This window comes from Janthinobacterium foliorum, assembly GCF_978021625.1.
In genome coordinates, this window is sequence record NZ_CDXDQE010000002.1 from 631,621 (window position 1) to 657,054 (window position 25,434).

A 25,434-nucleotide genomic window follows, 5' to 3' on the forward strand; every position below is an offset into this window, starting at 1 on the left:
GAATCGTATAATCAAATCCAATTTAAACCATTATTCACCTGAAGTTAAAGATGAAAACCGATACGACCACGGAAATGGCCTTCTTTGTGCTGCTGGCCAAGCTGGGCAGCCTGTCGGCCACGGCGCGCGAGCTGGGCATCACGCCGCCCGCCGTCAGCAAGCGCCTGGTGCTGATGGAGCAGCGCCTGGGCGTGCGCCTGCTGAACCGCAGCACGCGGCGCATCAGCCTGACGGGCGATGGCGAAAGCTACCTGGCGCAGGCGCGGCAGATCCTTGACGATATCCGCGCCATGGAAGAGTCCCTGGCCAGCGGCAGCGCCGAGCCGCGCGGCTTGCTGCGCGTGAACGCCACCCTGGGTTTCGGCCGCACGGTGATCGCGCCCCTGCTGTCGCAATTTGCCCTGCGCCACCCGCAGCTGGAAGTGCAGCTGCAGCTGACGGACAGCCCCATCAACCTGGTCGAGCAGGCCTACGACCTGGGCATCCGTTTCGGCGACTTGCCCGACACGCGGCTGTCGGCGCGCAAGATCATGTCGAACCGGCGCTTCCTGTGCGCCTCGCCCGCCTACCTGCAGGCGCACGGCGCGCCGGCCACGCCGGACGAACTGGCGCGCCACCGCTGCATCGTGCACCGGCAGAACGACGACGCCTATGGCATCTGGCGTTTGAGTAAAGGCCGCGCCACGCACACGGTGAAGGTGCGCGGCACCGTGGCCAGCAACGATGGCGACGTGGTGCTGGGCTGGGCCCTGGACGGCCACGGCATCCTGCTGCGCTCGGAATGGGACCTGGCCCGCTACCTCGACAGCGGCCGCCTGCGCGTGGTGCTGCCCGACTACACCCTGGCGCCGGCCGACCTGTACGCCTACTACCCCAGCCGCCACCAATTGCCCGCCAAAGTGCGCGCTTTTATCAATTTTCTCGGCCAGCGGCTGCAGCCGGACGGGGCCACGGATGCCGAATCAGGTTAAACTATAATATTGCGATATGGCAATATTATGAGGGAGTAAGTTTTGCTAGTCATACTCGGATTTATCGTCGTGCTGTTTTCCGTCTTCGGCGGCTTCGCCATGCAGGGCGGGCACCTGGGCGCCCTGTTCCAGCCGCTGGAGCTGCTGATGATCGGCGGCGCCGCGCTGGGCACCTTCTTTGTCGGCAATGACGCCAAGGCCATCCGCGCCACCTTCGCCGCCCTGCCCACCCTGTTCCACGGCTCGCAGTACACGAAAGCGCGCTACATGGAGCTGATGGGGCTGATGTATGAAATCCTCAGCAAGATCCGCAAGGAAGGCCTGATGTCGGTCGAGGACGATATCGACGACCCGTACCGCAGCCCCATCTTCGTGAAATATCCGTACACGCTGGGCGACGAGCATATCCTGGAATTCATCACCGATTACCTGCGTCTGATGGTGTCGGGCAATATGGATGCCTACCAGATCGAAAACCTGATGGATAACGAGATCGAGACGCACCACGAAGATGCGGAAATGCCGATCCAGACGATTTCCCAGCTGGCCGACGCCATGCCCGCCTTCGGCATCGTCGCCGCCGTGATGGGCGTGGTGCATACCATGGCTTCCGTCGGCTTGCCGCCGGCCGAGCTGGGCGTGCTGATCGCGCAGGCGCTGGTGGGCACCTTCATCGGCATCCTGCTGGCCTACGGCTTCATCGCGCCGCTGGCCAGCCTGCTGCGCCGCAAGCACCATGAAACGGCGAAGATGTACCAGTGCGTGAAAGTCACCCTGCTGGCCAGCCTGAACGGCTACGCGCCGGCCCTGGCCGTGGAATTCGGCCGCAAGGTCATTTCCGCCACGGAACGTCCATCGTTCAGCGAACTGGAAAACCACGTGCGGCAAGTGCGCACGAAGAACTAGGGGCGCCTGGCCGGCCCCCATCGGCTGAATCGGCTGAATCGGCATGCAGTGTGCCGGGGACGTTGGGCCGATTTACGGGGCCGGCTCCGCCTCTTCCGGGCAGCTGACTTCTTCCTCTTGCGTATATAAAGTCATCGGCACGCGCTGGCCATCGACTTCCAGCTCGCGCACCTTGGGCGGCACCAGCTGGAACTCGCCCGCCTGGAGTTTTTCGCGCAGGGGCTTGCAGCGCAGGGCTTCCGTGGGAATTTGTCCCCGTGCGGTCCAGCTGCCATCGTCCTTCTCCGCCAGCAGCACCGACGAGGCGCGCGGATCATTGCTGATCAGCAGTACTTCCTGCTTGCCATCGCCATCGAAATCGAGCAGATAGGCGTCGCACTGCTGCCCTGCCCGCTTCAAGCAGGCGGGCAAACGCCAGGCCGGGCCTACTTGCGTCCAGTCCTGGCGCAGGAAACTGTCCGGCAGCTGCGCCGTCGCCGGGCGCAGGGTCAGGTTGATCGACACGTCGCTCAGGGCGCCCGTCTCGTCGAGGCGGTTCTGGCGCTTCAGCATGGCCGCGGCGCGGGCCCGCACGGTGGCCGCGTCCGGCCCCGTCGTGCGCTTGGCCAGTTCCTGCAAGGCCGCCTGGCCGTAGCGGGCGCCTTCGAAGCGCAGGTATTCGAAATCGAATTTATCCACGCCCACCTTGCCGCTGTCCAGGCGCGCCATCTGACTGGCCACGGAAATGCGCGCCGGGTCCGCCAACGGCGAGAACAGCGCGAACAGCACCAGCAAGGTGACGAAGGCGGTGGCCACGTTGACGTTGGCGATCAGGTGCAGCCAGTCGCCATACTTGCTGGCCGCCCAGGCATAGCCGACGGCGTAGCAGGTGGCGACCAGCAGGCAGGCGGCGGCGATCAGGCGGTCGGCCGTCCAGCCATGCGACATCACGCGCAGGGTCAGGGCATAGATGGCGATGCCCACCACCCACGGCAGCAGCAGGCAGGCCAGGCGCGTGCCCAGGCGGATGCCGCGCGCCACGCCATGGCCCACTTCGCCATTCTGGAAGGCGGCATTGATCAGCACCACCAGCACGCCGGCCATGCCCAGCAGCACGGACGCCGCATGGCGCGTGGCCCACAGGCGCTCGAAGCCGATGAATGGCAAGGTCAGCAGGAAGCCGGAGACCAGCACGGCGGCGATCGGCACCAGCCACGACAGCAGCACCAGCAGCAGGGTGCGGATGCCGCGCACGATGGAGGGACGCACGTCCGTGATGTGGATGGCAAAGGAAAAGGCGAAGCAGATGACGGGAATCACGAACCAGGCCTGGCCCAGCAATTTTTTCAGGAAATTCAGTTTAATCAGCAGGAACAATTGCCCGCCCAGCCACAGCACCAGGCACAGGCCCAGCACGAACAGCAAGGAAAACAGCAGCTGGATGCCCAGCTTCCAGGCGATTTCAAAATACGTGGTGTAGCGGGCGATGCGCTGGCCATCCTGGGCGCTGGCCAGCACCAGCGCATGGGCGATGTAAAAGCCCACCACGCAAAAGCCGAACAGCTGGGCCGAAATGACGCGCAGCGGCGCGCCCGGCTTGTAGTTGCCCCAGATGACATGCTCGGCGCCGCGCGCCACGTCGTGCCAGGCCAGCACGGCCATGACGGCCGCCGCGCCCGCCATCCACAGGGCAATGCGCTTCGCCGACATGTGGCCCAGGCTGGAAACCAGCAGGATGGGCAGCAGCAGGCCGATCAGCATCAGCGGCCCCAGCAAGTAGGCTTCCGTGGCTGGCCAGGTCTTGTCCTGGGACGAGCTGTACAGCCAATACAGCAGCAAGCCTTGCAGCAGCCCCGTCACCAGGCGCGTCACCGCGATGCGCGGCGCCACCACCGGATCGAGCAAAGCCATGTTTTTTCCAGCGGCGTCCTGCTGCATAGTCATTCCTTTATGAATCATTATTGCCGTTCATTGCTGTACGGCATACAGGCGCATTATTGCATTTCGTTATCGTCATCTCAACAACGATTCGTGCGGGGCCGTGCCCAGGCTGTCCGCTGCGCGGCGCAGCGGCAAGCTTTGCGCCACGCCCCAGGCCAGTTCCGGCACGATGAACAGCCACAGCACGGGCTGCCCCGTCGCCAGCAAGGCCCACGCCATCCAGCTGGAAAACAGGTAGCGGGCGGCCGCATCGAAACGGCCGAAGCGCGGCTGCGGATCGAGCAGGCGCAAGGCTGACCAGACCAGTACCACGCTGCCCAGCAAGCTGCTGATAAGCAAGTGAAACGGTTCGAAGACGGGCAGCGGCAGGCCGCCCAGTCCCACGTTAAGGGCGCTCAATTGCTCGCGCAACAGCAGAAACGTCCACGGCGTGGCGAACGCGACCGTCATGACGACATCGTAGATGGGCACTGGTGCGCACCAGGCGGCGGAAAGCGGAAACGGACAACATGCGAGACCTCCATCAAGGGGAAAGCGCCCATGATCAAGGCTGGAGTACACTCCATGGTCAAGCATTTTATGAAGGAAGCATCGTCATGCAGATCGGCGAGATGGCGCAGGCGACGGGATTGAGCCGCGATACCCTGCGCTTTTATGAAAAACGGGGCTTGCTGCGCGCGCGGCGCGGCGCGAATGGCTACCGCGACTACCCGCCCGAGGCGGCCGACTGGCTGCGCTACCTGCGCACGGCGCAGCAGCTGGGCTTTACCCTGGCCGAGATCGAGGCCGACATGCCGCTGCTGGCCAGCGCCGATGAACCGGCCACGGCCGAACTGCTGCGCGCGGCCCTGGCGCGCAAGCTGGCCGACATCGACGCGCGCATCGCCGGGCTGACGCAGCTGCGCGGCGAACTGGCGCGGCGACTGGCGCCGCAGGCGGCGGCGTGTCCGTTGCATGGAGGCGGCCATGCGACCGGGTAAATGGCTGCCATGGCTGTTGCTGCTGGGCGCGGGCGGCGCGCAGGCGGGCGCACTGACGTGCGGCGATTTCCTGTCCAGGCTGGGCCGGAAACCACCGTATATCGTCTACCAGGGTTGCCAGCAAAACATGGAACGCCAGGACCAGCCGTTCAAGGCCAGCTACCATGTGGATGGCAGGCATGCGCGGCAGGCGGAAGCGTACTTGCGGCGCGCCTATGGCTTGCCCAAGCTCCAACGCTACTGCTGCATGTGGGACAGTTCGCAGCATTCCTGGCGCGACCGCCGCTCGGGCTACAGCTACGTCATGTTCATGGCCACGGCAGAAACGCCGGTGCGCACGCGCGCCGCCTGGCCGCGGATCGACCGCTTTGTGATCCAGGTCGACGGCTACGCGCAAGACCCCTGAACAACAAAAAACCGCCTGTGCATGGCAGCAGGCGGTTTTGCGTGGACAATAAACGGGCTTACTTGCCAGCCTTGCGGCGGCGCAGGAAACCCATCAGGCCCAGGCCGGCCAGCAGCATGGCGTAGGTTTCCGGTTCCGGCACGGCGGCCATCACGGACACGTTGTCGATCACGGCGCCCGAGTAATTATCGAACGGCGTGCCGGCCTTGGCGGCGCTGGCAAACGACAGGGTCGCCAGGCCCGTGGACGCGGCCGTGAAGCTCAGGGTGTTGCTGTACAGGGTATTCGAGGCGGCAGCCGTCGAGTAGAAATTGCCGGCCACGCCACCGAAATTGACGGCCACGCCCTGGCCTGCGGGACCATTCGCATTGCGCGCCATGTCAAAGCTCAAGTTATAGGTCTGGCCGGCCACCACGTTGAAATTTTGCGACAGGAAACCAGGTCCTGGCGTGCCCAACATGTCGATGCTGTAGCCGTCGATGGCGTTGTAGGCATTGCGGATCAGGTCGACGGAAGAGGCGCCCACGGTCCAGCCCGTGATCGCGGAGGAGCCGCTGTTGACCACCTGGAAGCCGCTGGAAAACGTGGAACCGGGCGCGACAGTCTCGAAGTCGCCATTCGTGATCAGATTGATGGGACTGGCGCTGGCGGTGCCTGCGGCGCTGGCACACAACAGGGCAAGGACGGCGGCGATGGTGGTGGTTTTCATGGTCTGATTTCCTTGCCTTGTTGATATTAAAGTTACCTTAAGTGAAATCATATCCCAGCCTTGATAAAAATCAAAGAACTTTGCAAAAATATATTCAATGTGGACAATTTGTAACGTTTCGACCTAAGGCCAGGCGCAAAAAAAAAACGCGCCCGATGGCGCGCTGGCGGCTCGAAGCGTGAAGGCTCAGTCGAGTTCCTGGCGCGCCACCAGGATGCCGTCGGCATCCGCATAGATCCAGTCGCCGGGCTGCACGGGCACGCCGCTGATCTCCACGCGCACGTCGCGCTGGCCCGCGCCCGTCTTGTTGCTCTTGCGCGGATGCGTGGCCAGGGCGCGCACGCCGATCTGGCACACATTGATTTCCTCGCTGTCGCGGATGCAGCCGTGCACGACGATGCCGGCCCAGCCATTGCCTTCCGCCAGCACGCCCAGCTGGCCGCCCACCAGTGCGCGGCGCAGGCTGCCGCCACCGTCGATGACCAGCACGTGGCCCTGCCCCGGCGCTTCCAGGGTGCTGCGCACGAGGGCGTTGTCTTCAAACACTTGCAAGGTCGTGGCGGGGCCGCTGAAGCGCATGCGCTGGCCAAAGGCCCGGTACACGGGCGGCAAGACCGCCAGGGTGCCATCGTCCAGCATGGCTGCATAGTCGTCGCACAGGTCGGTGGTGGCAAAAGTCATGCTGGCTCCAGGAAGTGAGGAAATCATATCGGATGGCAACGATTCTATGCCTTTTGCAGCGCCGCGGCACGTGTTTTACCGCCCACGCCGACGGCCGTGGCGATCGCCAGCGCCTGGAACACGCCGATAAAGACAAACAGCAGGGCCGGATGGTTGCCATCCATCAGCGCGCCAAAGAACAGCGGCCCCACGGCCAGGCCGCTGTCGAGGCCGGAATACACGACGCCATACACGCGTCCCGTGGCATTCTTCGGCGCCGCCGCGCGTATCATCAGGTCGCGCGACGGGCCCGCCACGCCGGACGTCAGGCCGATGGCGCCCATCAGCAGCACCGCGCCCCAGGCCGGCACGACGGCCATGCCCAGCAGTACGGCCAGCAGCGCGGCGGCGGAAAAGGCGATTGCCACGTTGCGGTCCGGCTGCTTGCTGCGCGCGCCCACCACGCCGCCTGCCAGCATGCCCACGGCCGAGGCCAGCATGTACGCCGTGTAGGCGCTGGTGGCCAGTGCCAGGCTCATGCCGTACAGTTTGACCAGGGCCACGCTGGCAAAGCTCTGGATGCCGCCCAGGGCGATGGCGGTGATGAAGAAGAAGGCAAAGCACATCCACACGGCCGGCAGGCGCAGGAAATCCAGGGTGCCTTCGCCGCTGCCCGCCTGGCCCGGCGCCGTCTTTTTCAGCGGTTCGGGACGGATGGCGTGGCGGTTCAGGAACAGCACCAGCAGCACGCCGAACGGCAGCACGGCCGCGCACTGCAGGGCCACCCTCCAGTCATACTGCGTGGCCACATAGGTCATGAATAACGGCGCCAGGGCCCAGCCAATGTTGCCGCTGATGCCATGCACGGAAAAACCGTAAGCCACGCGCGCGGCCGAGACGCGCTGGTTGAGGATGGTGTAATCGGCGGGGTGGAAGACGCTGTTGCCCACGCCGGCCAGCATGGCGCCCAGCATCAGGGCCGTATAGCTGTGGGCCGTGGACAGGGCCAGCGCCGACACGCCCAGCAGGAAAATGCCAGAAAACAGCACGGCCCGCGCGCCGAAGCGGTCGACGACAAAGCCGGCCAGCGCCTGCCCCACGCCCGAGATGATGAAAAACACCGTCATCAGCAAGCCCAGCTCCGCATACGACAGGTGAAAGGCAGGCTTCAGCCAGACGAACAGGGCCGCCAGGATCAGGTGGTAGAAGTGCGACACGCCATGCGCCAGGCCCACCAGGCCGATGACGCGGGCATCGCTGCGCAGGGTGGGAAGTTCGGATGCCGAGTTAGTTGTTATCATGTCATACCCTGTCTTATACTGGTGAAGCTCAAGTGTATGCAAAATACCATCGTCTGTTTTCCGACAGAACGACATAATTTATCGAATTAAGGCCAAGCTGATGGGTGTACCTATCCTCCACCATACCCGCATGTGTCCGCCGCGGGAAGCGCCCAGCGCCACCATTCCCGTGACCATGATCGCGCGCGACCTGCAACCCGATGAATTTTTATTGCCGCACACGCATCCGTGGGGCCAGGTCACGATGGCGCTCGAAGGCGTGCTGCGCATTACCGCCAACAACAGCAGCTGGGTGCTGCCGCCCATGCGCGCCATCTGGATCGCGCCGAACGTGGAGCATGCCGTCACGATACTGGAAAAAACCCGCTTGCGCCCCCTGTGCATCCATGCCGCGCGCGCGCCATTTGCCGGCCGCGACTGCAAGGTGCTGGAAGTGTCGAGCCTGCTGCGCCAGCTGATCATGGCATTGGAACAGCTGGACCCGGGCCAGGAACCGGCGCGCGAGGCGCTGCTGGCCGAGCTGATCCTCGATGAATTGAAACGGTCGGCCACGCGCCCCATCCGCGTTCCCTTGCCTGGCGACAAGCGCCTGAAGACCCTGTGCGACAGCCTGATCGACAAGCCCGGCTCGAACCACACGCTGGAACACTGGGCGCACATTGCCGGCGCCTCGGAGCGGACCCTGGCGCGGCTGTTCGAACGGGAGTTGGGCATGAGTTTTGGCCAGTGGCGCCAGCAGGTGCGCCTGGCCCACGCGGCACCGATGATCGCGCGCGGCGTGCCGCTGTCGCAGGTGGCCGAAGAACTGGGCTATGCCAGCCAGTCGGCCTTTTCCGCCATGTTCAAGAAGACTTTCGGCAGTTCGCCCTCGGCGTTTTTTGCGCAGGGCGGGCGCCCGTGAGCGGGCGCCCGCAAGCGCTCGGGGCAAGGCGGTGCAACGCCGCCATGGGCGCTTTAACTGTGCGCTCAACGGGAAAGCGCGCCGATACAGTGCTCAGGGCAAGGCGCAGCGCCGCAGACAGTACGCTGGTACGGCAAGGCGGTGCAACGCCGCCATGGACGCTTTAACTGTGCGCTCAACGGGAAAGCGCGCCGATACAGCGCTCAGGGCAAGGCGCAGCGCCGCAGACAGTACGCTAGTACGGCAAGGCGGTGCAACGCCGCCATGGGCGCTTTAACTGTGCGCTCAACGGGAAAGCGCGCCGATACAGCGCTCAGGGCAAGGCGCAGCGCCGCAGACAGTACGCTAGTACGGCAAGGCGGTGCAACGCCGCCATGGGCGCTTTAACTGTGCGCTCAACGGGAAAGCGCGCCGATACAGCGCTCAGGGCAAGGCGCAGCGCCGCAGACAGTACGCTAGTACGGCAAGGCGGTGCAACGCCGCCATGGGCGCTTTAGCGGTGCGCTCTCAAGCCATGAAGTCGAACAGGGAATTCTTGCCGGTATACCCCGGCAGGGCCGAATTCGTGCCCATCTGCTCCTGCGCCGAATACGCCTTCACCAGCGCCTGCGCCTGCGCCGTCAGGGCCTTGGCCAGCACGGCCTTCTTGTTGGTGAGGGTGGTGATGTCCTTGCCGACCGTCTGCACTTCCTTGCGGATGATGCTCGTCTCGCCCGTCAGCTCGCCGATCTTGCTGGCAAACTGATCCGCCACGCCCTTGCCGTTATTGGTAAACAGCTTGCTGACGGCATCGGGGTCGGCTTCGATGGCGGCCTTGAGTTTCTTCTCGTCCAGCACCAGCTCGCCGCTCTTGCCCAGGGTGACGCCCGCGCTGCTCAGGACGGATGCAGGCACGCCCGTGCTGGCCGTGCGCAGCACCTGCTCCATTTGCGAACGCACCTGCCCCAGGGCCGTATCCGATTTCAAGTCGCCCTGCTGCAGGCTCTGCAATTTGGTATTGAGGTCGTTATAGGCCGTCACGAAGCTGGCCACGTTGCTGGCGATCTGGCTGCTGTCCTTGGCGATGACCAGGTCGCTCGTGCCCTTTTTCTTCAATTCGATGGTGGCGCCCTCGATGGCCGTCGTCAGGGTATTCGTGGCGCTCTTGATGTCCTTGCCGTCGACGGTCAGCAGCGCGTCCTGCGCGGCGGCCGTCTGCTGCATGCCCTTGCTGGAGCCGGGCGCATACGCCAGCAGATTGCTGACGGCCGCGTCGCCGGATACGCTGATGCGCATGCTGCTGTCGGCGCCGCTCTTGCCGTTCAGCGACAGCGCATAGCCATCGGGGCCTTTGACCACGCTGGCGTCGATGCCTTGCTGTTTCAGCGCGGCGGCGATGCCGTCCAGGCTATTGTTGCTGCTGTCGATGGTCAGCGAAATGATCTTGCCGCTGCCCGCCGTAAACTGCTTGCCATCGGCCGTGCCCACTTCGATCTTCACCAGCGCGGGCGCGCCCGTGCCGATCGGCGTGCTCGAGGATTTTTGTGCGCCGCTGAGCAGGGTCTGGCCCTGCGCCAGCTGCTTGACGTTCAGTTCGTAGCTGCCGCTGGCGGCCTTGTCGGTGGTGGTGGCGCTGAGCACGTCCTTGGCGCTGGGCGTGGCCGAGGTGGCCAGGCCGCTGCCGGCCATGTTCTTGGCCACGGTCTGGAATTTCGCCAGCGCCGATTGCAGCTGGCCCAGGCCCGAGAACTTGGCCTGGTCGCGCGCCAGGCTCGCGTTGAGCTTGACCACGCCCGTGTTCTGCGACTGCATCTGGCGCTCTACCTTGGCATACACGTCGGCCGAGATATTGCCCTGCGTGGTTTGCTGCGTGTTATTGGTAAAGGCCCTGCTGTTGATGGTCGAATTAAACATGGTGGCTTTTCATCCGGTGAGGGTGTGCGCCCACGGATCAGGCTTGACCGTGCGCCGCGTCTACAAGAGATGAGGCGGCAAGCGCGCAAGGCGCGGCAGCGTCGTCTCCACTGATTGATAATTATGCAGCATGGCTAAAAGATCAAAACAGCGAGCAGAGCCATGTTTACCGCAGTGCTAATGTGTTTGCACCATTTTAGCGCATAAATTTGGAGATGGCGCTGCTGACGGCCATGTCCACGTTCATGAACGTCAGCCCCACCTTGAAGCCGGCGCTGCTGAAAATGCAGTGCGACACGGAGGTGCGCGCTTCGATGATGTGCGCCTTGCCATCGTAAAACAGCTCGAACAGCACCTTGCCTTGCTTGCCTGCCGGCACTGGGTCAGCGATCACGGCGGACATGCCGCCCGGCCCCACATCGAGGGTGCGCGCCGCCACCGGACCCGCGCCATCCATGACCAACATTGCCTTGGCACGCAAAATCTTGCGTGCGCCCTGCCTTTGCTCTACTGACACTATATTCCGCTTCTCTATCGATTCATTGTCCATGCGAATTCACCAGGCGAATTCATCGGACAAATATTATAGTTCCAAACGGGAATTTTGTTTGACTTGTCTCAAACTTGGCATTTATACCATGTCAACTTTTACTCGTGGTCGCGCAGTTTATTAAAGGCCTCGTCGATGCGCTCCACACCGATGACCTTGATGCCGTCGATGGCCTGTTTCGGCAAGTTCGACTTGGGCACCACGGCCAGGGTAAAGCCCAGCTTGGCCGCTTCGCGCAAACGCTCCTGTCCCCGCGGCGCGGGACGGATTTCACCGGCCAGGCCCACTTCGCCAAACACCACGAGTCCCCGCGGCAGCGGCTTGTTGCGCATCGATGAATTGATCGCCAGCAAGACCGCCAGGTCGGCCGCCGGTTCCGTGATTTTCACGCCGCCCACGGCGTTGATGAAGACGTCCTGGTCAAAGGCGGCGATGCCCGCGTGGCGGTGCGCCACCGCCAGCAGCATGGCCAGGCGGTTCTGCTCCAGGCCGACGGACAGCCGGCGCGCGTTCGGCAAGTGGCTGGTGTCGACCAGGGCCTGGATTTCCACCAGCAGGGGGCGCGTGCCTTCCTGCGTCACCATCACGCACGAACCTGGCACCTGGTTGTCGTGCTGCGACAGGAACAGGGCGGACGGATTCGACACGCCTTTCAAGCCCTTTTCCGTCATGGCGAACACGCCCAGCTCGTTGACGGCGCCGAAACGGTTCTTGATGGCGCGCACCAGGCGGAAGCTGGAGTGCGCGTCGCCCTCGAAATACAGCACCGTATCGACGATGTGTTCGAGCACGCGGGGCCCGGCCAGCGCGCCCTCTTTCGTCACGTGGCCCACCAGGATGATGGTCACGCCCGTCTGCTTGGCCGCGCGCGTCAGCTGCGCCGCGCATTCGCGCACTTGCGCCACGGAACCGGGCGCCGAGCTGAGGGCATCCGAATACACGGTCTGGATCGAGTCGATCACCACCACTTCCGGCTTCAGGTCGTTCAAGGTGGAGAGGATCTTTTCCAGCTGGATCTCCGCCTGCAATTTGAGTTCCTTGGCGTCGATGACGAGGCGCTTGGCGCGCAGGGCGATCTGCGCACCCGATTCCTCGCCGCTCACGTACAGCACGCGCTTGTGGTGCGACATGTTGGCCAGCGCCTGCAGCAGCAGGGTCGACTTGCCGATGCCGGGGTCGCCGCCGATCAGCACCACGCCGCCCGCCACCATGCCGCCGCCCAGCACGCGGTCGAATTCCTCGATGCCCGTGCCGAACCGGGGCACGTCGATGGCATCGATATCGTCGAGCGACAGCACGGGCGCCGTCTGCGCCAGCGACATATGCTGCGGATTCGAATAGCGGTTGTTGCCGCCCGTCTCGGGCAGGGTTTCCACCATGGTATTCCACTGATTGCACGAGGTGCACTGCCCCATCCATTTATTGCTGACGGCGCCGCAATCGCTGCAGGTGTAGATGGTCTTGACTTTTGCCATGGTGTACTTTGCCCGGGTAAGAAAGAATGCTGTTTATATATACAGTGAATTCACAGTATATACAAAGCGCGTCCGCGCGTCACCCTAGGCTTCCATCACGGGCACGCGCGGCGCCAGTGCACACATCAGCTCGTAGCCGATGGTGCCGGCCGCCAGCGCCACCTCGTCGACCGGCATGCCCTGGCCCCACAGGGTGACGGCGCTGCCGACCCTGGCGCCGGGCACATGCGTCAGATCGACCATCAGCATGTCCATCGAGACCCTGCCGATCAGCCCCGTGCGCACGCCATCGACCAGCACGGGCGTGCCTTCGGGCGCGTGGCGCGGATAGCCGTCCGCGTAGCCGCAGGCCACCACGCCCACCTTGACGTTGCCCGCCGCCTCATAGCGGCTGCCATAGCCCACCACGTCGCCGGCGGCGATGTCCTGGATGCCGATAATCTGGCTGCGCAAGGTCATGGTGGGCAGCAAATCGAAGGCCTGCGCCGAGGTACCGCCCGGGGCGCCGCTGGGCGTGCCGCCGTATAGCATGATGCCGGGACGCACCCAGTCGCTGTCCAGGTGGTGCAGCAGCAGACCGGCCGAATTGCACAGGCTGCGCGGCAAGACCGTACCGATGCTGGCCGCGCCGGCCTCAAAGCGCAGCATCTGCTGCTCCAGGGGCAGGCGCGTGGGCGCCGCCTCGTCGGCATTGGCGAAGTGCGTCATCAGGGTGATGCTGCCGACATGGGCAATGGCGCGCAGGCGCGCATACGCGGCGGCCACGGCATCGGGCGTAAAACCCAGGCGGTTCATGCCCGTGTTCATCTTCAGGTGCACATCGATGCTGTGCGGCAGGCGCGCCGCTTCCAGCATGGCGATCTGCTCCACACAATGCACGCTGCCATTCAAATGGTGCTGCGCCATGACGGGCAAGTCGCTGGCGTCGAAAAAGCCTTCCAGCAGGAGGATGGGTTTGGTCCAGCCCAGTTCGCGCAGGCGCACGGCGTAGTCGACCTCGACCAGCGCCAGGCCATCGGCCTCGGCAAAGCCGCGCATGGCCCGCTCCAGGCCGTGTCCGTAGGCGTTCGCCTTGACGACGGCCCACACCCTGGCGCCGCGCGCGCAGGCGCGGGCACGCGCCAGATTATGTTGCATGGCATCGAGATGGATGCTGGCGATGAGTGGCCTGGGCATAAGCATTGTTCACGGCAAGTGGGAAAGCCGTATTTTACCGGATGGGCAGGCCGCGGATGCGGCGCACGCCCAAGGTCGTGTACAGGTGACACCATTGATAAAATGCTCACATGTATGTGTATTTTTCTACGGCAGAATAATTAAGTGAACCTTAGACTAGCGGATGTGAAGCAGGCCCGTCCAAACTTGGGGTTTGCCGTTTTTTCGTGGTATAAAGCAAGCCAGATATGATTTCAGGCATTCCAGAATGAATCGTGGTTTTTATACCATCATGGCGGCGCAGTTCTTTTCCTCGCTGGCCGATAACGCCCTCTTTTTTGTCGCCGTCGATTTATTGGTGTCCATGAAATCTCCGGCGTGGATCACGCCGCTGTTAAAACTGTCATTCGTGCTGTTTTACGTGCTGTTGGCCGCTTTTGTCGGCGCCTTCGCTGATGCATTACCCAAAGGCAAGGTCATGTTCATCGCCAACATGGTCAAGATCTTCGGCTGCGCCCTCGTCTTCTTCCATGTCCACCCCCTGCTGGCCTACGCCGTCGTCGGTTTTGGCGCGGCCGTGTACTCGCCCGCCAAGTACGGCATCCTGACGGAATTGCTGCCGCCGGAAAAACTGGTGGCGGCGAATGGCTGGATCGAAGGCTTGACCGTCACCTCCATCATCCTCGGCACCGTCATGGGCGGCGCGCTCGTCAGCGGCCACGTCTCGGCCATGCTGCTGTCCTTCGACTTCCCGCTGATCGACACGGGCATCACCAACAAGACGGAAGCGGCCCTGTGCGTAGTGGTCGGCATCTATGCCCTGGCCACCCTGGCCAACCTGAAGATTCCGGACACGGGCTGCGTATATCCGCACCAGGAACGCAATCCTATCAAACTGATCACCGATTTTGCCAATTGCTATTCCATCCTGTGGAAAGACAAGCTGGGCCAGATCACCCTGGCCGTGACGACCCTGTTCTGGGGCGCCGGCGCCACCTTGCAGCTGATCGTGCTGGAATGGGCCAAGCAATCGTTGAACATGCCGTTCGACAAGGCCACCAGCCTGGTGGGCGTGGTGGCCATCGGCGTGGCAGCCGGCGCCGTGCTGTCGGCACGTTTCATTCCACTGCGCAAGTCCTTGACCGTGATACCGCTGGGCATTGCCATGGGCGTGATCGTCATGATGATGACGCAAGTACACTCCGTATGGATCGCCTACCCGCTGCTGGTGCTGATCGGCGCCCTGTCCGGCTTTTTCGTCGTGCCGATGAATGCCCTGCTGCAGCACCGCGGCCACGTGCTGATGAGCGCAGGCCATTCCATCGCCGTACAGAACTTCAATGAGAACCTGTCGATCCTGACCATGCTGGCCGTGTATTCCATCATGATCCGTCTGCACCTGCCGCTGAACATCATCATCATCCTGTTCGGCCTGTTCGTCGCCGGCACCATGTTCGCCATCATGCGCAAGCACAAGCTGAACCAGGCCGAGCACGACAACTTGTCGCTGATTGGCGAGCAAAAACATTAACGCCCAAGCAAAGGCCGGGGTCAGACCCTCAGGGTCTGACCCGGATGTCGTTTTGGGTTGCGAGTTTTAAATCGGTAAAGCACCTGCCAGCCGCCGCGCGGCAGCCTGCTCCGTCCAGTCAGGCGGCACGACAAAGCCGCGCGTGCGCTCCACTTCCCAGCCTTCGGCATTATCCACCGATGCGACGAGCACCGGTTGCGCCAGATCCGCCAGTTGCGCGCGCAAGGCATCCACCTCCAGCACATCCGCCTCGCGCCCCTTGTACGGCGCCAGCCATTGCAGGCGCGGCAGCACGACATAGCGCTGCGCGGGCAATTGCGCGGGCGTGCACCAGAAACCGTGTCCATGCTCTTGGGAAATGCCGTCCATGCCTGGCGTGGCGCCGGGCGCATAAAACAGCCAGCCCTTGACCAGCGCCTGCGCCGCGCGCACGGGCTGCGCCAGCAAGTCTTGCGCGGCCGGGTGGCGCGACAGGGCCAGCTGCTTGTCCAGGATCTTGCGCATCTTTAAACCGAGTGTGTCGGCCAGGTTCGGTCCGATCAGGTGATTGAAGATGCCGGGGTCGGGTGCCCCTTCCAGCAGGTAGAACTTGGTGGCGAACTCCCAGTGCAGCAACTGATCGGCGTCACGCAGCAGGAAATCGAATTCGCCCACCGTGTCGTTGCGGTTGACCTGCACTTGCAAGCCATGCGCCTGCAACAATCCTTGTTGCTCAAAATAAAAGGCCAGCAGCTTTTCAGCGTACAGGCCCAGGCGGGAATAGAACTTGGGGCCCAGCGCCGTATCGAGCGGCGCAGGATCGTCCTGCAACGCTGCCAGCCACGCGGCCACGGCAGGCGTGACGGGCGCCAGGCTGGCGATGCGCCCGCCCCAGCGGGGGCTGGCCGGGTCTAGCAGGTCGGGCGAATCGAGCAGCCAGGCCAGCGCCCGCACGCGGGGGTGCGTCAGATGGCCCCAGCGCCGCTCGAAGCGGGACTGGAACGTGCCGACGGCCGCGTCAATCACCGTGCGAGTCACCGTGCGCGCTTTTCGCCAGGCACAAGTCGGCCCAGGCACGCGCCTTGGCCTTGCCAGTCTCGTCCTGCAGCAATTGCTCCGGGTGGAAAGTGGCGATGACGGAGGCGCCTCCCAGCTGGCGCACCGTGCCGCGCACGGGCTTTTCGCCAGGATTGATGCCGGCGGCGGCCATCGAGCCGAGCGTCACGATAGTGCGCGGCTGCAACAGGGCCAGTTCGCGGTCAAAATAGGGGCGGCAGGCGGCCGATTCGGCCTGGGTTGGCAAGCGTTCCTGGCCGGCATCATCGAGCGGACGGCATTTCAGCAAGTGGGTGACATACGCATCGGGGCCCGCATCGACGCCGATGGCCTTCAACATATTGTCGAGCAAAATGCCCTGCTCGCCCGGCAAGGCCCGTCCTTCCCGCTCTTCCGCGCGCGCGGGGCTGCTGGCCAGCATCAGCCAGTCCGCCTGGCGGTTGCCACGGCCCATGACCACGCCCTTGCGCGTCTTGCACAAGTCGCAGCGCGCGCATTTGGCGACGGCCGCCGCCAGGCCATCCCAGTCGAGGGCGGCGATATCGGCATCGCCGAGCTGTCTGGCGGGCGGCGGTGGCGGGGCATCGTCGAACCAGGCCGTGTCGTCCAGCGCGGCAGGAGCGGGCGCGGCAGCAGCCGGCACGCTGGCGGCAACGGTTTTCACCTCAGCAACGACTGCCACCTCGGCCAGCACCGGTGCTGGCGCGGAAACGGCCACAGGCGCAGCCACTTCGGCCACGGGCGCCATGACGGGTTCAGCCACCACGGGCGCGGCAGCCACGGCATCCGGCGCTTCCGGCGCGCCGCCCTGGCGCAAGCGCCACAATGGCCCCACGCCCATTTCATCGAGAAAAACGGCGCTGCGGCTCATAGGGTATAACGCATCACGATGGCGTCCTCACGTTGCGACTCGGCGGCCGGATAATATCCCTTGCGCCGGCCGATCTGTTCAAATCCATAGCGCTGGTAAATGTCGAGCGCGCGCACGTTCGACGGGCGCACTTCCAGCAGCATCGATTCCATGCCCAGCTGGCGCGCGCAGGCGCAGGACTGGTTCAGCAGGAAGCGGCCCAGGCCCTGGCCCTGGATGGCGCCGTCGACGGCCACGTTGAGCAGGTGCGCCTCGTCGACCACCAGCATCAGCAGGAAATAGCCGAGCAAGGTGCCATCCACGTCGCGCAGCACCCAGGCCGGGTAGCCGCTCTGCAGCGAATCGACAAAGTTGCCATGCGTCCAGGGATGCGGATACACGCGCTGCTCCAGCGCCAGCACTTCGCCCAGGTCCGCTGCCTGCATCGGCTGATAATCAAGGCGCGGCAAGTCCCAGCCGGCAGCATTGCCGGCCTGCGTCACTGCGTCCTGGCCCGCCACGCTCATTGCGCGGACTCCGCGGCGGCCTTGGCGGCTTGCATGTCGAGCCGTTCCGCGCTCGTGTAGGCGATCTTGTTGCGCAAGTACAAAGGCTGCGCCTCGGCCGCCTTGACGAAGTGGCCGGCGGCAAAGGCGATGCGCGCCAGCTGCGCCACCTGCACGGCATGCGGCATGATGGCGGCGTCGGCGCTGGCGGCGCACGGCAGGCCAGCCAATGCTTCGGCGTATGCACTAAAACCGTTGCCGCAGCCAACAACATCGCCTTGCGGCGCCACGCCGGCGGGCGCGCTCAAGGCCGGCGGCAGGACGGCTTGCAAGCCGTCCTGGCAGTCGTATTGCGCCCAGTACACTTCGCCCATGCGGGCGTCGAGCACGGCCAGGATGCGCTGCGCGCCGTGGGCCTGGTGGCAGGCCAGCGCCATGGCGTCGAGGGTGACGACGGGCACGACGGGCAGGCCGGCGCCGTAGGCCAGGCCTTGGGCGATGCCGCAGGCCGTGCGCACGCCCGTAAACGAGCCGGGGCCGGAACCGTAGGCGATGGCGTCGACATCAGCCAGGGTCACGCCCGCTTCGGCCAGCAATTCTTGCACCATGGGCAAGATGGACTGGGAATGGGTGCGCACGCCCGACGAGGCGCGGGAAAGGACGGCATCGCCGCGCAGCAAGGCGCACGAGGCGAGTTCCGACGAGGTTTCAATGGCAAGCAGGGTGGGAAGTGAGGTAGACATAGCGTATTTTACCTTGCCGCGCCATGCTGCGGCACTCCCCGCTGCGCCATGCCTGGCCCCGCCGGGCAGCGATCAGGCTGAGGCGGCTTGCACAGCGGGTCCGCGAGGACGGCTATAATGCAAGACGCGGCTGATAATTTGACCGGCATCAAGTCTGCCGCGCCAAGCAATTGTTTAGTAAATTGTTCAGTAAATACTTGGCAGCAATCAATTAGCCTCAATCGCCTAGCAACATCGTCTTTCCACTCTTGCCCTGGTCCGTTCCGTGAATCCACTTCTTGCTAAACTGCAACCTTACCCGTTTGAAAAGCTGCGCCAGCTGTTTGCCGGCGTGACGGTCAATCCCGATTACGCGCCCATCAGCCTGGGCATGGGCGAACCCAAGCACCCGACGCCGGCCTTCATCGAGCAAGCCCTGACCGACAATATCCACGGCCTGGCCAGCTATCCGACCACCATCGGCTCGGAAGCCTTGCGCGGTGCCATCGCCGGCTGGCTGGAACGCCGCTACGCCATCCCCAAGCTCGATCCTGCCACGCAAATCCTGCCCGTGAACGGCTCGCGCGAAGCGCTGTTTGCGCTGGCGCAGACGGTAATCGATCCGGCGGCCGGTTCGCTGGTGATCAGCCCGAATCCGTTTTACCAGATCTATGAAGGCGCCGCCTACCTGGCCGGTGCCGAACCGTATTTCGTCAATTCCGACCCGGCGCGCAATTTCGGCTGCGACTACGACAGCGTACCGGCCAGCGTGTGGGAAAAAGTGAAACTGCTGTTTTTGTGCTCACCGGGCAACCCGACGGGTGCCGTGCTGACCCTGACGGACTGGGAACACCTGTTCGCCCTGTCCGAGCGCTACGATTTCGTCATCGCCGCCGACGAGTGCTATTCCGAGATCTACCACGGCGACACGCCCCCGCTGGGCGCGCTGCAGGCGGCGCATATGCTGGGCCTGTCCACGGTCGAGCGTCCGTATGCGCGCCTGGTGGTGTTTTCCAGCCTGTCGAAGCGCTCGAACGTGCCGGGCATGCGCTCGGGCTTCGTCGCCGGCGACGCGGAAGTGTTGAAAAAATTCCTGCTCTACCGAACCTACCACGGCGGCGCCATGAGCCCCGCCGTGCAGGCGGCCTCCGTCGCGGCCTGGAACGACGAAACCCATGTCGAGGAAAATCGCGCCAAGTACCGCGCCAAGTTCGACGCCATCACGCCGCTGCTGCAATCGGTGATGGACGTGCAATTGCCGGACGCCGGCTTCTACCTGTGGGCCGACGTCAGCCGCACGGGCCTGTCCGACACGCAATTCGCGCAACGCCTGTACGCCGAATATAATGTCACGGTATTGCCTGGCAGTTACCTGGCGCGCGACGCGCACGGCATCAATCCGGGCCGCAACCGCATCCGCATGGCCCTGGTGGCCGAAACGGCCGAAGGGCTGGAAGCGGCGTTGCGCATAGTAAAATTCTGCCAGCAGCTTTCCGCATCCGCATCAACCCCGCATTAACCCCTACATAAGACATCATCATGAGCCAACAACTGCAAAACATCATCGACCAGGCCTGGGAAAACCGCGCCGAGATCAATCCGGGCAACGGCACGGCCGAACTGCGCGATGCCGTCTCCCACGTCATCAATGGCCTGGACAACGGCAGCATCCGCGTGGCGGAAAAAACCTCGGGCGACTGGGTCGTCAACCAGTGGGTCAAGAAAGCCGTGCTGCTGTCGTTCCGCCTGGAAGACAACGTCGTCCTGCCATCGGACGGCACGATGCAGTTCTACGACAAGGTACCGACCAAGTTCGCCAACTACACCAAGGAAGACTTCGCCAAGGGCGGTTTCCGCGTGGTGCCGCCGGCCGTCGCCCGCCGTGGTTCCTTTATCGCCAAGAACGTCGTGCTGATGCCGTCCTACGTCAACATCGGCGCCTATGTCGATGAAGGCGCCATGGTCGACACCTGGGCCACCGTCGGTTCCTGCGCGCAGATCGGCAAGAACGTCCACCTGTCCGGCGGCGTCGGCATCGGCGGCGTGCTGGAGCCGATGCAGGCGAACCCGACCATCATCGAAGACAACTGCTTCATCGGCGCCCGCTCGGAAATCGTCGAAGGCGTGATCGTCGAGGAAAACTCGGTCATCTCGATGGGCGTGTACATCGGCCAGTCGACCAAGATCTACGACCGTGCCACGGGCGAAGTGACGTATGGCCGCGTGCCAGCCGGCTCCGTCGTGGTGTCGGGCAACCTGCCTTCGGAAGACGGCAAGTACTCGCTGTACTGCGCCGTGATCGTCAAGCGCGTGGATGCAAAAACCCGCGCCAAGACCGGCATCAACGAACTGCTGCGCGGTATTTGATCCCTGCGCTGACGACAGCTTTGTAAACCTGCCGCGCTGCCCACTATCGGCTTGCTCACCGTACTAACTGTACGGTGAGCAAGCCGCCCCGATACTGGGCGTGCCCGCCACGGTTTGCAGAGGCGTCGTGACGCACGTAAAAAAATCATGTCCTGCCTTTTGGCGGGACATTTTCATTTCCAACTAGCAACTTCAATCGTCCCGCTATCCGCTCCCATCCTGTCCTATACTGGATGGCATGAATACTCCTCCCGTATTGATCGTCGGCGCCGGCCCTACCGGCCTCATGCTTGCCTTGCGCCTGGCGCGCCATGGCGTCGATTGCCGCATCATCGATAAAAACAGCGGTCCCGGGCAAGCCTCGCGGGCCATGGCCGTGCATGCGCGCACCCTGGAGTTTTACCAGCAGCTGGGCTTTGCCGACGAACTGGTGCACTTGGGCATCAAGATCAATGCCATGCACATCCACGAAGGCGGCGAGGAACTGGTGAAACTGGCGCTGGGCGAGATCGGCGAGGGACTGAGTCCCTATCCTTTCGTGCTGAGCTTGCCGCAGGACGAACATGAACGCTTTCTTATCAGCAAGCTGGCGGCGGCCGGCGTGCACGTGGAATGGAACGTCACGCTGGACTTGTGGACGCAGGACGATAGCGAAGTGCAAGCCATCCTGCTGAAAGATGGCGAACGCCAATATTGCACCTATGACTACATTTGCGGCTGCGACGGCGCCCGCAGCAAGGTGCGCGAGATCGCGCAATTCGCGTTTTCAGGCGGCACCTATGACCACCTGTATTACGTGGCCGATGCCAAGGTGGCCGGCAGCAATACGGATCTGCACGCCCACCTGGGCGCCAACGCCTTCGCCCTGATGCTGCCCGTGCGCACCAGCGGCATGCAGCGCCTGATCGGCATCCTGCCCGACCGCCCGGAAGGCGTGCCGGCGCCCGTCTTCGACGATGTGCGCGGCGACGTGGAAACCCTGCTGGGCGTCCAGGTCGAACACGTGAACTGGTTTTCCACCTATAAGGTGCACCACCGGGTCGCCGGGCAATTCCGCGAGCGCCGCTGTTTCATCCTCGGCGACGCGGCCCACCTGCACAGCCCCGTGGGCGGCCAGGGCATGAACACGGGCCTGGGCGACGCCGTCAACCTGGCGTGGAAGCTGGCGCAAAAGCTGCGGGGGCAAAGCAACGACGCCCTGCTCGACACCTATGAAAGCGAGCGCATCGTATTTGCCCGCAAGCTGGTCGCCACCACCGACCGCGCCTTCCAGGCCATCGTCGCGCAAGGCATGGCCGGGCAATTCCTGCGCCGCTGGCTGGTGCCGCACGCCCTGCCCTTCCTCTCCGGCTTCGAGCGGGCGCGCCGACTGCTTTTCAAGACGGTATCGCAAATCCAGATCACTTACGAAGGCAGCGCCCTGTCCGCCGGCTATGCGGAACACCTGCGCGGCGGCGACCGCCTGCCGTGGTTTTCCGACGGCACGCAAGACAACTTTATCGCCCTGCGCAGCATGGATTGGCAACTGCACGTCTATGGCGAACCTGCGCCGGAACTGCTGGACGAGGCCCGCGTGCTGAAACTGCCCGTGCATTGCTACACCTTCAACGTGGCCGCCAAGCTGGCGGGCCTGGGCCGCGACGCCGCCTACCTGGTGCGACCCGACGGCCACATCGCCCTGGCCCTGCACCTGCAGGAAAGCGGCGCCCTGCGCGCCCTGGCCTTGCGCCTGGGCCTGCATTTCGGCCCGGCGGAACCGGGCAAGACAGCGCCACGGCCCGTCTAGGAAAAATCGCGGACATGTTGCAGCGCCGCATCGCCTGGCGCAAGGACTGTATAATGGCGGCTAACATCGCATATCGTGCCGGCGCAAGCGCCGCGATCAAGCGAACCGCACTCATTCCCCGTTAGCCCGACCACTATGACCATTACACTCTACGGTATCCCCAACTGCGATACCGTCAAAAAGGCCCGCACCTGGCTGGCCGCGCAGCAACTCGATTTCACCTTCCACGACTTCAAGAAGCAAGGCCTGGAACGCGCCACCGTCGAGGCGTGGCTGACGCAACTGCCCTGGGATGTACTGGTCAACAAGAAAGGCACGACGTGGCGCGCCCTGTCCGACGAGCGCAAGGCGTCCATCGCGGATGCGGCCAGCGCCCTGGAACTGATGCTGGAGAACCCGTCCATCATCAAGCGCCCCGTGCTGGACAAGGATGGCCAGTTCAGCGTGGCGTTTTCGGATGCGCAATACAAGACCATTTTTTCAGTGTAATTTTCCAGTCCAGCCCGACACCTGCAAGGCTGGGGTCAGTCCTTAGGGATCGACATTTGCCCCACTGGGGCAAATGTCCCCCGGCGGGTCTGCCCCCAAGTTGATGCTCCGCCACATACCGCCCATGACCACCTCCAAAACCCTCGCCCTGACCGAAAAACTGATCGCCCTGTCCTCGGTCACGCCCGATGACAAGGGCTGCCAGCAGCACTTGATCGATATCCTGACGCCGCTGGGCTTTGCCTGCGAGACGATCCAGTCGAACGACGTCACCAACCTGTGGGCACGCCGCGGCACCACGTCGCCCGTATTCGTGTTTGCCGGCCATACGGACGTGGTGCCCACGGGCCCCGTCGAGCAATGGCGCTCGCAGCCCTTCATTCCCACGCAGCGCGACGGCAAGCTGTACGGCCGTGGCGCGGCCGACATGAAGACGTCGATCGCCGCCATGGTTGTTGCCTGTGAAGAATTTATCGCCGCCACGCCCGATCACACGGGCTCGATCGCTTTCCTCATCACCAGCGACGAGGAAGGCCCGGCCACGGATGGCACCGTCATCGTCTGCGACAAATTGAAGGAACGGGGCGAACGGATCGATTATTGCCTGGTCGGTGAGCCGACCTCCAGCGCGCAGCTGGGCGACATGATCAAGAACGGCCGCCGCGGTTCGCTGTCGGGCCGCCTGACGATCAAGGGCGTGCAAGGCCACATCGCCTACCCGCACCTGGCAAAGAACCCGATCCATGAAGCGGCGCAGGCGCTGGCCGACCTGGTCGAGGAACAATGGGACGCGGGCAATGAGTATTACCTGCCGACTTCCTGGCAAATGTCGAACATCAACGCGGGCACGGGCGCCAACAACGTCATTCCAGGCGACATGGTGATCGACTTCAATTTCCGCTTTTCCACGGCCAGCACGGCCGAGGGCTTGCAGGAGCGGGTGCACGCCATCCTCGACAGGCATGACTTGCAGTATGACTTGCAGTGGACCCTGAGCGGCCAGCCCTTCCTCACGCCGCGCGGCACCCTCTCCGATGCGCTGTCGTCCGCGATCCACGCGGAAACGGGCATCACGACGGAGCTGTCGACCACGGGCGGCACCTCCGATGGCCGGTTTATCGCGCAGATCTGCCCTCAAGTGATAGAATTCGGGCCGCCCAATGCCAGTATTCACAAGATCGACGAGCACATCGAACTGCGCCACATCGATCCCCTGAAAAATATTTACCGGCGCACCTTGGAGCATTTGCTGCCCGTCTGAACCAGAATACCGAGGCCCGTCACGGCGGGCCAGAACACCGTCTTTTCGAGAATGCCATGACCCCGAACCCGTTTTCCACGCCACGCGACCTGCTGCGCTACGCCGTTACCCGTTTCAACACCGCCAAGCTGTTTTTCGGCCACGGCAGCGCCGAAGCGTTCGATGAAGCCGCCTACCTGGTCCTGCACACCCTGAAACTGCCGCTCGACCGCCTGGAACCCTTCCTCGACGCCAAATTGCTGCCGTCGGAAGTGGCCAGCGTGATGACGGTCATCGACCGCCGCAGCATCGACCGCGTGCCGGCCGCCTACATCACCAAGGAAGCGTGGCTGGGCACGTATAACTTCTACGTCGACGAGCGCGTGATCGTGCCCCGTTCCTTCATCGCCGAACTGATCCCGGAATACTTCTCGCCGTGGGTGCCGGAACCGGACGCCGTGGAAAACATCCTGGAGCTGTGCACCGGCTCGGGCTGCCTGTCCATCATGATGGCCGACGCCTTCCCGAACGCCCAGGTCGATGCCGTGGACATTTCCGCCGACGCGCTGGCCGTCGCCAAGCGCAACGTCGACACGTACAAGCTGCAAGACCGCGTGCACCTGATCGAGTCCGACCTGTACGCCAACGTGCCGGCAAAAAAATATGACCTGATCATCAGCAACCCGCCGTACGTGAATTCCGCCTCGATGGGCGCCCTGCCCCAGGAATACCTGGCCGAACCGCAAATCGCCCTCGACGGCGGCAGCGACGGCATGGACCTGGTGCGCAAGATCATCGCCGGCGCGGCCGAGCGCCTGACGGACGACGGCATCCTGATGATTGAAATCGGCAACGAACGCGAATACGCGGAAGCGGCGTTTGGCGAGCTGGGCCTGACCTGGCTGACGACGAGCGCCGGCGACGACATGGTGTTCCTGCTGACGGCCGAGCAGCTCAAGCTGGTTTAATGGAATTGGTAGGTCGGATTAGCGTAGCGTAATCCGACATGCCTGTGCGGCACCCGTCGGATTACGTCCTTCGGACTAATCCGACCTACACGATGTTTTTACGGCGGGGCTCA

The 25,434-nt window shown here is 63.7% G+C and carries 25 protein-coding genes; 12 read left to right on the forward strand and 13 right to left on the reverse strand.

Annotated features, from left to right (window positions below; all coding sequences use genetic code 11):
• Window positions 1-50 precede the first annotated feature (50 nt).
• Both ACZ92H_RS07250 and motA read left to right on the forward strand, forming a co-directional pair.
• Window positions 51-971: a LysR family transcriptional regulator gene (locus ACZ92H_RS07250; RefSeq protein ID WP_465048821.1), complete on the forward strand. Its 921-nt coding sequence runs from the start codon at window positions 51-53 to the stop codon at window positions 969-971.
• Between the two features lie 42 nt (window positions 972-1,013).
• A complete protein-coding gene (gene motA, locus ACZ92H_RS07255; RefSeq protein ID WP_092794839.1) occupies window positions 1,014-1,877 on the forward strand; it encodes a flagellar motor stator protein MotA in 864 nt (287 codons plus the stop codon).
• A gap of 72 nt (window positions 1,878-1,949) precedes the next feature.
• Here motA and ACZ92H_RS07260 read toward each other — a convergent pair whose 3' ends face one another.
• Entirely contained in the window at window positions 1,950-3,767 is a 1,818-nt protein-coding gene (locus ACZ92H_RS07260) for a DUF4153 domain-containing protein (RefSeq protein WP_465048822.1), read from the reverse strand.
• Between the two features lie 102 nt (window positions 3,768-3,869).
• Window positions 3,870-4,247, reverse strand: a complete 378-nt coding sequence (locus tag ACZ92H_RS07265) for a hypothetical protein (RefSeq protein ID WP_465048823.1) — start codon at window positions 4,245-4,247, stop codon at window positions 3,870-3,872.
• A 146-nt stretch (window positions 4,248-4,393) separates the two neighbouring features.
• On the opposite strand from ACZ92H_RS07265, the gene ACZ92H_RS07270 reads away from it, so the two are divergent.
• Together ACZ92H_RS07270 and ACZ92H_RS07275 are read left to right on the forward strand one after the other, a co-directional pair.
• Window positions 4,394-4,777: a MerR family transcriptional regulator gene (locus ACZ92H_RS07270; RefSeq protein WP_465048824.1), complete on the forward strand. Its 384-nt coding sequence runs from the start codon at window positions 4,394-4,396 to the stop codon at window positions 4,775-4,777.
• Complete coding sequence (locus tag ACZ92H_RS07275) at window positions 4,764-5,183, forward strand: DUF4952 domain-containing protein (protein ID WP_465048825.1); 420 nt, start codon at window positions 4,764-4,766, stop codon at window positions 5,181-5,183. Before ACZ92H_RS07270 ends, ACZ92H_RS07275 begins: the two co-directional genes overlap by 14 nt.
• Before the next feature lie 58 nt (window positions 5,184-5,241).
• Here ACZ92H_RS07275 and ACZ92H_RS07280 read toward each other — a convergent pair whose 3' ends face one another.
• From ACZ92H_RS07280 to ACZ92H_RS07290, 3 genes are all read right to left on the reverse strand, one after another.
• Window positions 5,242-5,892, reverse strand: coding sequence for a choice-of-anchor C family protein (locus tag ACZ92H_RS07280; RefSeq protein ID WP_465048826.1), 651 nt, complete (start codon window positions 5,890-5,892; stop codon window positions 5,242-5,244).
• A gap of 186 nt (window positions 5,893-6,078) precedes the next feature.
• Window positions 6,079-6,573: a ribonuclease E activity regulator RraA gene (gene rraA, locus ACZ92H_RS07285; RefSeq protein WP_131372891.1), complete on the reverse strand. Its 495-nt coding sequence runs from the start codon at window positions 6,571-6,573 to the stop codon at window positions 6,079-6,081.
• 44 nt (window positions 6,574-6,617) lie between these two features.
• A complete protein-coding gene (locus ACZ92H_RS07290) occupies window positions 6,618-7,853 on the reverse strand; it encodes an MFS transporter (protein WP_465048827.1) in 1,236 nt (411 codons plus the stop codon).
• Window positions 7,854-7,953: 100 nt separating this feature from the next.
• On the opposite strand from ACZ92H_RS07290, the gene ACZ92H_RS07295 reads away from it, so the two are divergent.
• A complete protein-coding gene (locus ACZ92H_RS07295; RefSeq protein ID WP_465048828.1) occupies window positions 7,954-8,754 on the forward strand; it encodes an AraC family transcriptional regulator in 801 nt (266 codons plus the stop codon).
• 507 nt (window positions 8,755-9,261) lie between these two features.
• Here the strand turns inward: ACZ92H_RS07295 and fliD are convergent.
• The 4 genes from fliD to alr all read right to left on the reverse strand — a co-directional run bounded on the left by fliD (window position 9,262) and on the right by alr (window position 13,848).
• Window positions 9,262-10,647 (reverse strand): flagellar filament capping protein FliD, encoded by a 1,386-nt coding sequence (gene fliD / locus ACZ92H_RS07300; RefSeq protein ID WP_465048829.1) that lies wholly within the window; start codon window positions 10,645-10,647, stop codon window positions 9,262-9,264.
• Between the two features lie 196 nt (window positions 10,648-10,843).
• Window positions 10,844-11,197 carry a PilZ domain-containing protein gene (locus ACZ92H_RS07305; protein WP_131372885.1) on the reverse strand — a complete coding sequence of 118 codons (354 nt, stop codon included), beginning with the start codon at window positions 11,195-11,197 and terminating at the stop codon, window positions 10,844-10,846.
• 98 nt (window positions 11,198-11,295) lie between these two features.
• Entirely contained in the window at window positions 11,296-12,672 is a 1,377-nt protein-coding gene (gene radA, locus ACZ92H_RS07310) for a DNA repair protein RadA (RefSeq protein WP_131372883.1), read from the reverse strand.
• 84 nt (window positions 12,673-12,756) lie between these two features.
• Window positions 12,757-13,848 carry an alanine racemase gene (gene alr, locus ACZ92H_RS07315; RefSeq protein ID WP_465048830.1) on the reverse strand — a complete coding sequence of 364 codons (1,092 nt, stop codon included), beginning with the start codon at window positions 13,846-13,848 and terminating at the stop codon, window positions 12,757-12,759.
• A 247-nt stretch (window positions 13,849-14,095) separates the two neighbouring features.
• Here alr and lplT point away from each other — a divergent pair, with 247 nt between their 5' ends.
• Entirely contained in the window at window positions 14,096-15,358 is a 1,263-nt protein-coding gene (gene lplT / locus ACZ92H_RS07320; RefSeq protein WP_131372879.1) for a lysophospholipid transporter LplT, read from the forward strand.
• Between the two features lie 66 nt (window positions 15,359-15,424).
• On the opposite strand, the gene ACZ92H_RS07325 is transcribed toward lplT, so the two are convergent.
• Genes ACZ92H_RS07325 through tsaB form a run of 4 tightly spaced genes read right to left on the reverse strand, consistent with a single transcriptional unit; the run spans window position 15,425 to window position 18,492 of the window.
• Window positions 15,425-16,375: a DUF1853 family protein gene (locus ACZ92H_RS07325; protein ID WP_465048831.1), complete on the reverse strand. Its 951-nt coding sequence runs from the start codon at window positions 16,373-16,375 to the stop codon at window positions 15,425-15,427.
• The gene (locus ACZ92H_RS07330) at window positions 16,356-17,264 is read right to left on the reverse strand and encodes a uracil-DNA glycosylase (RefSeq protein ID WP_465048832.1); all 909 of its coding nucleotides are present in this window, start codon (window positions 17,262-17,264) and stop codon (window positions 16,356-16,358) included. The genes ACZ92H_RS07325 and ACZ92H_RS07330 overlap by 20 nt, the downstream gene beginning before the upstream one ends.
• Window positions 17,261-17,770: a ribosomal protein S18-alanine N-acetyltransferase gene (rimI, locus tag ACZ92H_RS07335; RefSeq protein WP_131372875.1), complete on the reverse strand. Its 510-nt coding sequence runs from the start codon at window positions 17,768-17,770 to the stop codon at window positions 17,261-17,263. The genes ACZ92H_RS07330 and rimI overlap by 4 nt, the downstream gene beginning before the upstream one ends.
• On the reverse strand, window positions 17,767-18,492 hold the full coding sequence (gene tsaB / locus ACZ92H_RS07340) for a tRNA (adenosine(37)-N6)-threonylcarbamoyltransferase complex dimerization subunit type 1 TsaB (RefSeq protein ID WP_465048833.1): 726 nt from the start codon (window positions 18,490-18,492) through the stop codon (window positions 17,767-17,769). Before tsaB ends, rimI begins: the two co-directional genes overlap by 4 nt.
• A 265-nt stretch (window positions 18,493-18,757) precedes the next feature.
• Between tsaB and dapC the strand changes: the two genes are divergently transcribed.
• The 6 genes from dapC to prmB all read left to right on the forward strand — a co-directional run bounded on the left by dapC (window position 18,758) and on the right by prmB (window position 25,321).
• A complete protein-coding gene (gene dapC / locus ACZ92H_RS07345) occupies window positions 18,758-19,990 on the forward strand; it encodes a succinyldiaminopimelate transaminase (RefSeq protein ID WP_131372871.1) in 1,233 nt (410 codons plus the stop codon).
• 20 nt (window positions 19,991-20,010) lie between these two features.
• Window positions 20,011-20,838, forward strand: coding sequence for a 2,3,4,5-tetrahydropyridine-2,6-dicarboxylate N-succinyltransferase (gene dapD / locus ACZ92H_RS07350; protein ID WP_070282206.1), 828 nt, complete (start codon window positions 20,011-20,013; stop codon window positions 20,836-20,838).
• Window positions 20,839-21,076: 238 nt separating this feature from the next.
• The gene (locus ACZ92H_RS07355; protein ID WP_465048834.1) at window positions 21,077-22,624 is read left to right on the forward strand and encodes an FAD-dependent oxidoreductase; all 1,548 of its coding nucleotides are present in this window, start codon (window positions 21,077-21,079) and stop codon (window positions 22,622-22,624) included.
• Between the two features lie 135 nt (window positions 22,625-22,759).
• Window positions 22,760-23,113: an ArsC family reductase gene (locus ACZ92H_RS07360; RefSeq protein WP_131372867.1), complete on the forward strand. Its 354-nt coding sequence runs from the start codon at window positions 22,760-22,762 to the stop codon at window positions 23,111-23,113.
• A 124-nt stretch (window positions 23,114-23,237) separates the two neighbouring features.
• Complete coding sequence (gene dapE / locus ACZ92H_RS07365) at window positions 23,238-24,374, forward strand: succinyl-diaminopimelate desuccinylase (protein ID WP_465048835.1); 1,137 nt, start codon at window positions 23,238-23,240, stop codon at window positions 24,372-24,374.
• Window positions 24,375-24,430: 56 nt separating this feature from the next.
• Complete coding sequence (prmB, locus tag ACZ92H_RS07370; RefSeq protein WP_131372863.1) at window positions 24,431-25,321, forward strand: 50S ribosomal protein L3 N(5)-glutamine methyltransferase; 891 nt, start codon at window positions 24,431-24,433, stop codon at window positions 25,319-25,321.
• The last annotated feature ends 113 nt before the right edge of the window (window positions 25,322-25,434 follow it).

What these genes read in the sequence shown, in the direction of transcription:
- ACZ92H_RS07250 (WP_465048821.1), top strand. Translation starts at nt 51, where the DNA reads ATGAAAACCGATACGACCACGGAAATGGCCTTCTTTGTGCTGCTGGCC.
- ACZ92H_RS07260 (WP_465048822.1), bottom strand. Translation starts at nt 3,767, where the DNA reads ATGGCTTTGCTCGATCCGGTGGTGGCGCCGCGCATCGCGGTGACGCGC.
- ACZ92H_RS07265 (WP_465048823.1), bottom strand. Translation starts at nt 4,247, where the DNA reads ATGACGGTCGCGTTCGCCACGCCGTGGACGTTTCTGCTGTTGCGCGAG.
- ACZ92H_RS07270 (WP_465048824.1), top strand. Translation starts at nt 4,394, where the DNA reads ATGCAGATCGGCGAGATGGCGCAGGCGACGGGATTGAGCCGCGATACC.
- ACZ92H_RS07275 (WP_465048825.1), top strand. Translation starts at nt 4,764, where the DNA reads ATGCGACCGGGTAAATGGCTGCCATGGCTGTTGCTGCTGGGCGCGGGC.
- ACZ92H_RS07280 (WP_465048826.1), bottom strand. Translation starts at nt 5,892, where the DNA reads ATGAAAACCACCACCATCGCCGCCGTCCTTGCCCTGTTGTGTGCCAGC.
- rraA (WP_131372891.1), bottom strand. Translation starts at nt 6,573, where the DNA reads ATGACTTTTGCCACCACCGACCTGTGCGACGACTATGCAGCCATGCTG.
- ACZ92H_RS07290 (WP_465048827.1), bottom strand. Translation starts at nt 7,853, where the DNA reads ATGATAACAACTAACTCGGCATCCGAACTTCCCACCCTGCGCAGCGAT.
- ACZ92H_RS07295 (WP_465048828.1), top strand. Translation starts at nt 7,954, where the DNA reads ATGGGTGTACCTATCCTCCACCATACCCGCATGTGTCCGCCGCGGGAA.
- fliD (WP_465048829.1), bottom strand. Translation starts at nt 10,647, where the DNA reads ATGTTTAATTCGACCATCAACAGCAGGGCCTTTACCAATAACACGCAG.
- ACZ92H_RS07305 (WP_131372885.1), bottom strand. Translation starts at nt 11,197, where the DNA reads ATGGACAATGAATCGATAGAGAAGCGGAATATAGTGTCAGTAGAGCAA.
- radA (WP_131372883.1), bottom strand. Translation starts at nt 12,672, where the DNA reads ATGGCAAAAGTCAAGACCATCTACACCTGCAGCGATTGCGGCGCCGTC.
- alr (WP_465048830.1), bottom strand. Translation starts at nt 13,848, where the DNA reads ATGCCCAGGCCACTCATCGCCAGCATCCATCTCGATGCCATGCAACAT.
- lplT (WP_131372879.1), top strand. Translation starts at nt 14,096, where the DNA reads ATGAATCGTGGTTTTTATACCATCATGGCGGCGCAGTTCTTTTCCTCG.
- ACZ92H_RS07330 (WP_465048832.1), bottom strand. Translation starts at nt 17,264, where the DNA reads ATGAGCCGCAGCGCCGTTTTTCTCGATGAAATGGGCGTGGGGCCATTG.
- rimI (WP_131372875.1), bottom strand. Translation starts at nt 17,770, where the DNA reads ATGAGCGTGGCGGGCCAGGACGCAGTGACGCAGGCCGGCAATGCTGCC.
- tsaB (WP_465048833.1), bottom strand. Translation starts at nt 18,492, where the DNA reads ATGTCTACCTCACTTCCCACCCTGCTTGCCATTGAAACCTCGTCGGAA.
- dapD (WP_070282206.1), top strand. Translation starts at nt 20,011, where the DNA reads ATGAGCCAACAACTGCAAAACATCATCGACCAGGCCTGGGAAAACCGC.
- ACZ92H_RS07355 (WP_465048834.1), top strand. Translation starts at nt 21,077, where the DNA reads ATGAATACTCCTCCCGTATTGATCGTCGGCGCCGGCCCTACCGGCCTC.
- ACZ92H_RS07360 (WP_131372867.1), top strand. Translation starts at nt 22,760, where the DNA reads ATGACCATTACACTCTACGGTATCCCCAACTGCGATACCGTCAAAAAG.
- dapE (WP_465048835.1), top strand. Translation starts at nt 23,238, where the DNA reads ATGACCACCTCCAAAACCCTCGCCCTGACCGAAAAACTGATCGCCCTG.
- prmB (WP_131372863.1), top strand. Translation starts at nt 24,431, where the DNA reads ATGACCCCGAACCCGTTTTCCACGCCACGCGACCTGCTGCGCTACGCC.